Annotated in this window: 13 protein-coding genes; 5 read left to right on the top strand and 8 right to left on the bottom strand. The window is 57.2% G+C overall.

Annotated elements, in window-relative coordinates:
• Nucleotides 1-245: 245 nt before the first annotated feature.
• Together puuR and puuD are read right to left on the bottom strand one after the other, a co-directional pair.
• On the bottom strand, nucleotides 246-803 hold the full coding sequence (gene puuR, locus K5R89_RS09470; RefSeq protein WP_002898590.1) for an HTH-type transcriptional regulator PuuR: 558 nt from the start codon (nucleotides 801-803) through the stop codon (nucleotides 246-248).
• A gap of 25 nt (nucleotides 804-828) precedes the next feature.
• A complete protein-coding gene (gene puuD / locus K5R89_RS09475) occupies nucleotides 829-1581 on the bottom strand; it encodes a gamma-glutamyl-gamma-aminobutyrate hydrolase (RefSeq protein ID WP_072199196.1) in 753 nt (250 codons plus the stop codon).
• Nucleotides 1582-1806: 225 nt separating this feature from the next.
• Here puuD and K5R89_RS09480 point away from each other — a divergent pair, with 225 nt between their 5' ends.
• Together K5R89_RS09480 and K5R89_RS09485 are read left to right on the top strand one after the other, a co-directional pair.
• A complete protein-coding gene (locus tag K5R89_RS09480; RefSeq protein ID WP_002898595.1) occupies nucleotides 1807-3228 on the top strand; it encodes a glutamine synthetase family protein in 1422 nt (473 codons plus the stop codon).
• Nucleotides 3229-3581: 353 nt separating this feature from the next.
• A complete protein-coding gene (locus tag K5R89_RS09485; protein ID WP_023289089.1) occupies nucleotides 3582-4973 on the top strand; it encodes an APC family permease in 1392 nt (463 codons plus the stop codon).
• 118 nt (nucleotides 4974-5091) lie between these two features.
• On the opposite strand, the gene K5R89_RS09490 is transcribed toward K5R89_RS09485, so the two are convergent.
• Complete coding sequence (locus K5R89_RS09490; RefSeq protein WP_002898600.1) at nucleotides 5092-5214, bottom strand: small membrane protein; 123 nt, start codon at nucleotides 5212-5214, stop codon at nucleotides 5092-5094.
• A 255-nt stretch (nucleotides 5215-5469) separates the two neighbouring features.
• Between K5R89_RS09490 and K5R89_RS09495 the strand changes: the two genes are divergently transcribed.
• On the top strand, nucleotides 5470-5691 hold the full coding sequence (locus K5R89_RS09495) for a hypothetical protein (protein WP_023289090.1): 222 nt from the start codon (nucleotides 5470-5472) through the stop codon (nucleotides 5689-5691).
• A 1-nt stretch (nucleotide 5692) separates the two neighbouring features.
• Here the strand turns inward: K5R89_RS09495 and K5R89_RS09500 are convergent, their stop codons facing one another.
• Both K5R89_RS09500 and K5R89_RS09505 read right to left on the bottom strand, forming a co-directional pair.
• A complete protein-coding gene (locus K5R89_RS09500) occupies nucleotides 5693-6481 on the bottom strand; it encodes an SDR family oxidoreductase (RefSeq protein WP_044522002.1) in 789 nt (262 codons plus the stop codon).
• Nucleotides 6482-6596: 115 nt separating this feature from the next.
• On the bottom strand, nucleotides 6597-7046 hold the full coding sequence (locus K5R89_RS09505) for a helix-turn-helix domain-containing protein (protein ID WP_048334647.1): 450 nt from the start codon (nucleotides 7044-7046) through the stop codon (nucleotides 6597-6599).
• A gap of 152 nt (nucleotides 7047-7198) precedes the next feature.
• Between K5R89_RS09505 and agp the strand changes: the two genes are divergently transcribed.
• The gene (agp, locus tag K5R89_RS09510) at nucleotides 7199-8446 is read left to right on the top strand and encodes a bifunctional glucose-1-phosphatase/inositol phosphatase (RefSeq protein ID WP_217259087.1); all 1248 of its coding nucleotides are present in this window, start codon (nucleotides 7199-7201) and stop codon (nucleotides 8444-8446) included.
• A gap of 66 nt (nucleotides 8447-8512) precedes the next feature.
• Here the strand turns inward: agp and K5R89_RS09515 are convergent, their stop codons facing one another.
• The 3 genes from K5R89_RS09515 to K5R89_RS27775 form a co-directional block, all read right to left on the bottom strand.
• Nucleotides 8513-8740, bottom strand: a complete 228-nt coding sequence (locus tag K5R89_RS09515; protein WP_008805934.1) for a YccJ family protein — start codon at nucleotides 8738-8740, stop codon at nucleotides 8513-8515.
• Between the two features lie 20 nt (nucleotides 8741-8760).
• Nucleotides 8761-9357, bottom strand: coding sequence for an NAD(P)H:quinone oxidoreductase (wrbA, locus tag K5R89_RS09520; RefSeq protein WP_002898704.1), 597 nt, complete (start codon nucleotides 9355-9357; stop codon nucleotides 8761-8763).
• 216 nt (nucleotides 9358-9573) lie between these two features.
• Nucleotides 9574-9705, bottom strand: a complete 132-nt coding sequence (locus K5R89_RS27775; RefSeq protein ID WP_032428724.1) for a hypothetical protein — start codon at nucleotides 9703-9705, stop codon at nucleotides 9574-9576.
• A gap of 87 nt (nucleotides 9706-9792) precedes the next feature.
• Here K5R89_RS27775 and K5R89_RS09525 point away from each other — a divergent pair, with 87 nt between their 5' ends.
• Nucleotides 9793-9966, top strand: coding sequence for a general stress protein (locus K5R89_RS09525; protein WP_002898708.1), 174 nt, complete (start codon nucleotides 9793-9795; stop codon nucleotides 9964-9966).
• The last annotated feature ends 188 nt before the right edge of the window (nucleotides 9967-10154 follow it).

Raw genomic sequence — 10154 nt, forward strand, 5'->3', positions numbered from 1 at the left:
CGCAGGGCATCGTGAATCCCCGGAGTTGAATACCGTTTTATTGCCCTAAATTTCGGCAGGTTGTCTGCATGCCGAATAATTCAGGGACGAGTCGCCATTCACGGCGTTAATTATTTCAGGGCCAGCAGGAAATAGGATTCCCTTCCGGCACAAACGTTATGACGGCGAGTTTTTCGCGGCGACGAAAATAAAATTTCCGCCGTCGCAGGTCTGAAGAAAGCCTGAACCTCGTTCAGGCTAACTATTCAGAATGTGGTGGGGGTGTGGGCACTGATGATGCGGCAGATGCCTGCCGAGGTGTTGCTGAAGCTGTGCGGGATGCCGGTGTTAATGGCATAGCTCTGTCCAGCCACCAGGTGGTACGACTGACCGTTAATGGTCAGCACGATCTCCCCCTCCAGTATGGTGCCTATCTCCTCACCCTGATGCTTAATCCTCTCCCCGGTCGTGGTTCCAGGCTGGTAAGTTTCAAAAATCATCGCCAGCGTACGGTTCGGATTTCCGTTATGAACCAGCTTCATGGAAACGCCCTGACTGCCCATTTCGATAAGGTCATCCTGATTAATGACCACCTGGGGTTCGTCCGGCTTTTCGGGTTCAGAAAAGAATTCCGAGAGCGACAGCCCATAGACTTTCAGCAGCTTTTGCAGCGTACTGATGGCGGGACTGACTTTGTCCTGCTCTATGGTGCTGATGGCACTATGTGTTAACCCAGACAGTTCGGCGGCACGACGCTGCGAGAGACCCAGCTGTTGGCGGATCTCTGACAGACGTTTCCCTGGCGCCAGTCCGTCATCGCTCATATTTGCATTTCCTTAACGGTAGTGGTCAGCGCCGCCGCTTTTCAGCATGATGGCCCTGACAGGCGGTGATAAAACCATCAAACAACATACGCGACAGGGCGTATTCGCTACTGTTCCATTCAGGATGCCACTGTACGCCCAGCGCGAAAGGGTGATCGTTCACGCTGACCGCTTCCACCAGTCCATCCGGCGCTCGCGCCTCCACGCGCAGCTGCGGACTCAGGGTTTTTGCCCCTTGTCCGTGTAGCGAGTTTACCCAAAACGTGTTGCAGCCCGGTATCAATTGCGACAGCAATCCTCCTTCCTGAACCTCAACCTGATGGGACGGGGCATACTGCTGCTCGACGGGCAGTTCAGGATCTTCGCGATGCTCCAGCAGCTCAGGCTGCTCGAACAGACGACGATACAGAGTCCCACCGGTGGCGACAACCAGTTCCTGCAGTCCACGACAGATGGCGAAAATGGGGATGCGCCTTTCGAGTGCGGCGTTAATCAGCGCCATGCTCAGAAGATCACGCCCGGGGTCGGCGTCAGGCTCATCGCCGTTTTCACCATAAAGGTGCGGCTGCACGTTACTGGGGCTGCCTGGCAGGTATATCCCGTCCAGTTTATCGACTAACGCGTTCAGCAACTCCGGCTCCGCCAGCGCATGCGGCAGGGCGATCGGCAGTCCGCCGGCGTTAACAATTGCATTCAGGTACTTTTCTTGCAAGGTCTGGGTCTGGTGACCCTTAAGCCTGTTTCTACACATCACGACGCCAATAACTGGCTTGTACATTATATTTTCCATGATCGCCCTCACAAAGTGGACTAAATTATGACCGCTATAGCGGGTTTAACGGCCATATCGTTCAATATTTTCTCAATCTAGCAGTGGAAATAGCCCTTTGCAAACTTAATTTAACATTTGACAAACAATTTATTTGCATACACAGTCGATGGGGTGGACATTATATTTAACGGTCTGAGTGCAGGACCGAAACCAAACCAACGGCGGTGAATCATGGAAACCAATATCGTAGAAGTTGAGAATTTTGTTCAGCAAACGGAAGAGAGACGGGTCAGCGCGTTCGCGAAAGAAGTGAAGCGCTACCTCGAAACCTACCCTGATACCCAATATGTCGATGTCCTCCTCACTGATCTGAACGGCTGCTTCCGCGGCAAGCGCATCCCCGTTGCCGGCCTGAGCAAGCTGGAGAAAGGCTGTTATTTTCCGGCCTCGGTGTTTGCGATGGATATTCTCGGCAACGTCGTGGAAGAGGCCGGTCTGGGCCAGGAGATGGGCGAGCCGGATCGCAGCTGCATCCCGGTGCCCGGTACCTTAACGCCTTCAGCGGCCGATCCGCAGTCGATAGCCCAGGTACAGCTGACTATGGTTGATGAAGATGGCGCTCCCTTTGACGTTGAGCCGCGGAACGTACTCAACCGCCTCTGGCAGCAGCTGCGCCAGCGCGGGCTGTTCCCCGTGGTAGCGGTAGAGCTGGAGTTCTATTTACTGGACCGCAAACGCGATGCCGAAGGCTACCTGCAGCCGCCGTGCGCGCCGGGCACCGACGATCGCAACACCCAGAGCCAGGTCTACTCGGTCGATAACCTGAACCACTTTGCCGACGTGCTCAACGACATCGACGAGCTGGCGAAACTGCAGCTGATCCCCGCCGACGGCGCGGTGGCCGAAGCCTCGCCGGGCCAGTTTGAAATCAATCTCCACCATACCGATAACGTGCTGGACGCCTGCGATGATGCGCTGGCGTTAAAACGTCTCGTGCGTTTAATGGCGGAGAAGCATAAGATGCACGCCACTTTTATGGCCAAGCCTTATGAAGAGCATGCGGGCAGCGGGATGCATATCCACATCAGCATGCTGAACAATAAAGGGGAAAACGTGCTGGTGGACGGCGACGGGGAAGACTCCGCGCTGCTCAAACGCGCGCTGGCCGGGATGATCGATCTGATGCCGGCCTCGATGGCGCTGCTGGCGCCGAACGTGAACTCGTATCGCCGCTTCCAGCCGGGGATGTATGTCCCGACGCAGGCTTCCTGGGGCCATAACAACCGTACCGTGGCGCTGCGGATCCCGTGCGGCGAACGGCAGAACCACCGCGTGGAGTATCGCGTGGCGGGAGCGGACGCCAACCCGTATCTGGTGATGGCGGCGATTTTCGCCGGTATCCTGCACGGGCTGGATAACCCTCAGCTGCCTTTGCAGGAAGAGGTGGAAGGTAACGGCCTGGAACAAGAAGGGCTGCCGTTCCCGATCCGTCAGAGCGACGCGCTGTGGGAGTTTATGCAGAACGATCACCTGCGTGAGCGTCTCGGCGAGCGTTTTTGCCACGTTTTCCATGCCTGCAAGCATGATGAATTATTGCAGTTTGAGCGTCTTATCACAGAAACTGAAATTGAGTGGATGTTGAAAAACGCCTGATGGTCGCCCCGCGAGGGGCGCATGAGTTGAGTCATGAGTAGCATCATACGGCCTGAGCGGAGCCTGGTCGTCCTTTTTGCTGGGAGCCCAGCCATTTCCCGGATGTCGCGTTAAGGAGCGCAGGCGGCAACGGGGCTTCAGTTAACGACACAGTGTGTGACGAGGAAATGAGATGATGCAGATGTTCAAATATCCGCAGGGAGAGGGAGGCCGCTCAGGCCGCATTGGATGCCAGCCAGCAACCGCTCACCGGTCCGTCTTACCCTTTTATTTATGCCTTACCCCCTTGCTAAGCAGGTTTGTCACGCGAACGTTGTGCCCGCAAACTGTTATCCGCAAGGGGGGAATGGTCGATGGCAATTAATCTTCCTGCGCATAACGCCGCTCAGGCGGGCAGACCGCGTCTGCGTAAATCCCTCAAACTCTGGCAAGTGGTGATGATGGGGCTCGCCTATCTGACGCCGATGACGGTGTTTGATACCTTCGGCATTGTCTCCGGCATCAGCAACGGTCACGTCCCGGCGTCGTATTTGCTGGCGCTGGCTGGCGTGCTGTTCACCGCCATCAGCTACGGCAAACTGGTGCGCCAGTTCCCGGAAGCCGGCTCCGCCTACACCTACGCGCAAAAATCCATCAGTCCGCACGTCGGCTTTATGGTCGGCTGGTCGTCGCTGCTGGATTATCTGTTCCTGCCGATGATCAACGTCCTGCTGGCGAAGATCTATCTCTCGGCGCTGTTCCCGGAAGTGCCGCCATGGGTGTGGGTGGTGACCTTTGTCGCCATTCTGACCGCCGCGAACCTGAAAAGCGTTAACCTGGTGGCCAACTTCAACACCCTGTTCGTGCTGGTGCAGATCTCGATTATGGTGGTGTTTGTCATTCTGGTGGTCCAGGGGCTGCACAAAGGCGAGGGGGTAGGGACCGTCTGGTCGCTGCAGCCGTTTATCAGCCAGAATGCGCATCTGATCCCGATTATTACCGGGGCGACCATCGTCTGCTTTTCGTTTCTCGGCTTCGACGCGGTGACCACGCTGTCGGAAGAGACGCCTGACGCCGCGCGGGTGATCCCGAAGGCGATTTTTCTCACCGCGATGTACGGCGGCATTATTTTCATCGTCGCGTCGTTCTTTATGCAGCTGTTTTTCCCGGATATTCATCGCTTTAAAGACCCGGACGCCGCGCTGCCGGAGATTGCGCTGTACGTGGGCGGCAAGCTGTTCCAGTCAATTTTCCTCTGCACCACCTTTGTTAATACCCTGGCGTCCGGCCTGGCGTCCCATGCCAGCGTCTCCCGTCTGCTGTACGTGATGGGCCGCGATAACGTCTTCCCGGAGCGCATTTTCGGCTATGTGCATCCGAAATGGCGCACCCCGGCGTTGAACGTGATTATGGTGGGTATTGTCGCGCTGTCGGCGCTGTTCTTCGACCTGGTGACCGCCACCGCGTTGATTAACTTCGGCGCGCTGGTGGCCTTCACCTTCGTTAACCTGTCGGTGTTCAACCACTTCTGGCGGCGCAAGGGGTACAACAAAACCTGGAAGGATCGACTGCACTATCTGCTGCTGCCGATGGTCGGGGCGTTGACGGTAGGGGTGCTGTGGATCAACCTCGAGGCCACTTCCCTGACGCTCGGTCTGGTGTGGGCGGCGCTTGGTCTGCTGTATCTGGCTTATCTGACCCGACGCTTCCGTAAACCGCCGCCGCAGTTCGATGCCGCCAAGGCGGAGCAGGCCTGGGAGTCCTAGAGCCTGACGCAGAAACCGAACAAAGGCAGGCCCGCAGGCCTGCCTTTGTTATGGCATCGGTAAGGGACAGTACAGGATGGTAAAGAAATCAGCAGAAAACGGCGGAGAACGGAAGGTATTATTTCTTCTTTTTATGGACAGGTAACTGACTGGCGCGCCGCTCTTTGAGGTACGACACCAGACTGTAGATGGCGACGCCCAGCAGCGCCACCGCGACGATAAAGAGAATAAGACCCGACATAGACCAACCTAAAATTCTGTTTAGAAAGGGAAAAAGATACAGGGCTCAGTTGAAGATAACATCGGGATATGTCTGAAAGATGACGCCTCATCGCGGGAATATCCGCCGCAGGGGTTGTGATAAAATATTTCCCGCAGGAATGTGACAGCCTGGGTTTCAGCTGAAAGGGCGTAACACTCCGTTAAGTGATTTTACAGAAGTGCGGCCAGCAGCGGGTTACGCTGACCGCGAATTAGAATGATCTGAGAGCAAGACATGTATAAGAAAACCCTCAGCCTGCTGGGCGTGGCGCTGGCGCTGACGGCCTTCGCCAGTCAGGCTGAAAATGAACGTCAGGCGATCCGCGAGCGGATCGTGGAGCAGGTCCTGAAACCGTGTGAAGGTAAAAAAGCGGGCGATAAGGTGGTGATCACCGATCGCCGCGGCGGTGAGCACGAGGCGATCTGTACCCTGGCGGCGGTTCCACTGCCGGAGTGAGTTAGCGATATCGCGGCGCCGGTTGCCCGGTTCGCGCGCTGGTAAACAGCGCCAGTCGCGTCTGCTCGAAAGCCTCCCACAATCCCAGGTCATGCACGGGCGGTAAGGTGACCTTTTCCCCCATCTCCAGTCCCCTGAGGGCGGCGTCAACCAGATCCTCGGTGGTCATGACCGTACCGGTGGGCAGGGCGTCCAGCGCCACGCCGGAGGTCGGCCACAGATCGGTGGCGGTCGCCGCCGGCAATACCGCCTGAATACGCACGCCGCTGTCGGCAAACTCATCCTGCAGGCCACGGGTAAAGCTCAACACCCAGGCTTTGCTGGCGCTGTAGACCGCGCTGCCCGGCAGCGTATGCAGCGCAAGAATAGAGGCAATATTGATCAGCGTTCCGCGGCCCCGGGGAGCGAAAGCGGCCAGCGCGGCATAGCTCAGGCGCAGGAGCGCGGTGGTGTTGAGCGTATGAATCGCCTGGTGCTCGCGCGGCGTACTGGCGAGAAAGCCCGCCATTTTTGCCGTGCCGGCGTTGTTGATGAACAGGTCAATGGCGGGATCGTGCTGCAGACGCTGCTCCACGGCTTCAATGCCTTGCTCCTCGCTCAGGTCGGCCTTGACGATGCTGGCCCGGATGGCGTAGCGCGCCTGCAGCTGCCCGGCGAGCGCCTGCAGCCGATCTTCACGGCGGGCGGCGAGGATCAGATCGTAGCCGCGAGCGGCGAGTCGTTCGGCATAGATCGCGCCGATACCTGAGGAAGCGCCGGTGATAAAAGCAGTGTGCGATGACTGGGACATGAGTATTGCCTCTTAAAAGGTTGCATTATTAAACCAAATTCAGCATGAGATACTTGGTTTAATAATGCAACCATTTTGCCGGGCTTTTTTTATTTTTGCCTGCCGCGGGCAGCGATTAGTCGTTCAGCGGAACGGCGATGGTGATATCCGCCGGGGCCAGCTCACGGCCATCCGCCGACTGCAGGACCAGTTTACGCAGGGGCTGGCGCTGCTGGCGGTCAATGAGCCGGGTTGCCGGTTCGTCAGGATCGAACAGATAGTCATCCGCCCACTGGGAAAGGGCGACCAGCACGGTCTGCAGGGCGCGGCCCTTATCCGTCAGGACGTACTCCTGCCAGGCGCTGCCGTCGGAGGCCGGCTGCAGACGCAGGATGCCTTCATCCACCAGCATTTTCAGGCGTCCGGCGAGCATATTTTTGGCAATGCCGAGGTTTTTCTGGAATTCACTAAAACGGCACGCCCCGCGCAGGGCATCGCGGACGATAAGCAGCGACCACCAGTCACCGATAACGTCGAGGGAGCGGGCGACAGGACAGCAGCTGTTTTCAAGACGGGTACGTTTCACGAAAGCCTCCGGGTTAGTTGTTTCATTATAAAACTATTTGGTCGGCAGAGGAAATTTTCGGCGGCGGTCTAAGTTTGCGAGCGAATGCCAGGAAAAATGGCATAAATCCGTCACAATTAACCCGATGATAATAAATGACTAAGGATGAAGGGATGAAAAAACGTCTACTCGCCGCCGCCGTAGCCGGCGCGGTCATGTTATCCGCCGGCGCTCTGGCGCAGGACACGGCCGCCCCGGAGGGGTATCAGCTGCAGCAGGTGCTGATCATGAGTCGTCACAACCTGCGCGCGCCGCTGGCCAATAACGGTAGCGTGCTGGAGCAGTCCACCGCCAAAGCCTGGCCGCAATGGGATGTGCCGGGCGGCCAGCTGACCACCAAGGGTGGTGTGCTGGAGGTGTATATGGGCCACTATATGCGCGAATGGCTGGCGCAGCAGAAGCTGGTGACCAGCGGCGAGTGCCCGCCGGAAAACGCTGTTTACGCCTACGCTAACAGCCTGCAGCGCACCGTCGCCACCGCGCAGTTCTTTATCACCGGCGCGTTCCCGGGCTGCGGCATTGCGGTGCATCATCAGCCGCAGATGGGCACCATGGACCCGACCTTCAACCCGGTTATCACCGACGACTCCCCGGCGTTTCGTGAGAAAGCGCTGCAGGCGATGGAAAAAGAGCGCCAGGGGATGCAGTTGACCGAGAGTTACAAGCTGTTGGAGACGATGATCGATTACCGCAACTCGCCCTCCTGCAAAGAGAAGCAGGTCTGTTCCCTGAGCGAGGGTAAAGATACTTTTAGCGCCGGTTATCAGCAGGAGCCGGGGGTGTCCGGGCCGCTGAAGATGGGCAACTCGCTGGTGGACGCCTTCACCCTGCAATATTATGAAGGCTTCCCCAAAGACCAGGTGGCGTGGGGGGAGATCGCCAGCGATAAGCAGTGGCAGGTGCTGTCGAAGCTGAAAAACGGCTATCAGGATAGTCTGTTTACTTCGGTGGCGGTGGCGCAAAACGTGGCCAAGCCGCTGGTCAACTATATCGATAACGCGCTGGTGGGCGAGGGGGCCAGCAAGGCGAAAGTCACGCTGCTGGTGGGACACGACTCGAATATTGCCTCGCTGCTGACGGCGCTGGACTTTAAGCCCTATCAACTGCCCGGCCAGTATGAGCGCACGCCTATCGGCGGCAAACTGCTGTTTCAACGCTGGCACGACAGCGGCAGCAACCGCGATCTGATGAAGATTGAGTATGTCTACCAGAGCACCGAGCAGCTGCGTAACGCCGACCCATTGACGTTGCAGACCCCGCCGCAGCGGGTCACGCTGGCGCTTAACGGCTGCCCGGTCGATGACCAGGGTTTCTGTCCGCTGGAGACCTTTAAAAAGGTGATCAACGAGGCGGCGAAATAACGAAAAAACCCGGAGCAATCCGGGTTTTTTAGCAGGTTAGGGTGAGACTCGGCAGGGATAAACGTCCTAAACGTTTTTACGCTCAATCGTCTGTTCACCCCAGAACAGCGCATCTTTATCGGTTTTGGCAAAGGCCAGCGCCAGCACTTCGTCGCTGCCTTCCTCCCAGATTTGCTCCGCCAGTTTTTCATCATAGTGGGCGACTTCGAAAATCGCCTCGGCGATCTCCGGCGAGGTGTTACGTAAACTTGCCCATTCGCCGACGCGATGTGCTTTTGCTTCTTGAGTTGGCATAGTGCTCCTCCTGCGGAAGATTAGCCGTGCAGTTTAACGGCCAGTTTGGCGACATGTTCACCCTGATAGCGGGCGATGGCTAACTCTTCCTCGCTTGGCTGACGCGAGCCGTCGCCGCCGGCAATAGTGGTTGCGCCATAAGGCGTCCCGCCGCGGACCTGGGAGATATCGAACAGCTCCTGGGCGCCGTAGCCGATCGGCACGATGATCATGCCGTGGTGGGCCAGCGTCGTCCAGGTGGAGGTAATGGTTTGTTCCTGGCCGCCGCCGGTGCCGGTTGAGCTGAATACGCTGGCGATCTTGCCATACAGCGCGCCGGATGCCCACAGGCCGCCGGTCTGATCGAGGAAGGTGCGCATTTGTCCGGACATATTGCCGAAACGAGTCGGGGTACCAAAGATGATGGCGTCATACTCAGCCAGTTCCTGCGGCGTAGCGACAGGCGCGTTTTGCGTTTTACCGCCTGCTTTGGCAAACGCTTCTGCCTGCATGGTTTCCGGCACGCGCTTCACAACCACCTCAACGCCGTCCACCCGGTTCGCCCCATCGGCGACGGCATGAGCCATGGTTTCAATGTGTCCATACATGGAATAATAAAGCACCAGAATTTTAGCCATTTCCATCACTCCTCGGTTGCATTATAAGCCAGCCAAATAGCTGGTACCTTTAAAGATAAAGCCTCTGCCGAAGAGTGCAAATCCAACGGGCATTTATTTGATTTATAACAAAATGACAAAGCATTATTTACTTTTCCTTGCGCAGCGCGGCCTGAGCGGCGGAGAAGCGGGAAGCGATGCCTCCGTCATTCTGGCCGGTGCGGCGAGGATGTAGCATCAGGATACATTTTCGCTAACTATTTTTTCTTCGTCAGCAGAGGAGGTTAGCGCCATCACGCGGCGCGAGGGGATTTTTTTCGCCAGGCTTTGTTTCTGAATGTGACATTTGCCATCGTCAGCGGCAGTCATTCACTAACCTTATAGATACGCGGCAGGACAGCGGCGTCGCCGCTCCCGCGTAATGCACTATGATGTCTAACCTAATGGAGGTCAGTAATGGCAAACCATCGTGGCGGTTCTGGCAACTTTGCTGAAGACCGTGAAAGAGCATCAGAAGCAGGACGTAAAGGTGGCCAGCATAGCGGGGGGAATTTTAAAAATGACCCTCAGCGCGCCTCAGAGGCTGGTAAAAAAGGGGGTAAAAACAGTCACGGTAGTCGTGAGAGTTAACGCGCGACTCGCACTGTTCTCTTTGATGCGGTGTTAATCTCCCCGACCCAACCGCATCGCCCTCGCCGCCGGCATCAGCCGGCGGGTTTTTTTTTAATGTTGGGGGGGGGGGGTCCCCCCGGGGCGAGTGACAAAAGGGGGCGGGGGAAAGGGAATTGGGATTTTTTGTCTTTGTTATAATTGTTCGT

This window comes from Klebsiella sp. TF21-TM (assembly GCF_019753495.1).
In the GTDB taxonomy this organism is placed as follows: Bacteria; Pseudomonadota; Gammaproteobacteria; order Enterobacterales; family Enterobacteriaceae; genus Klebsiella; species Klebsiella quasipneumoniae.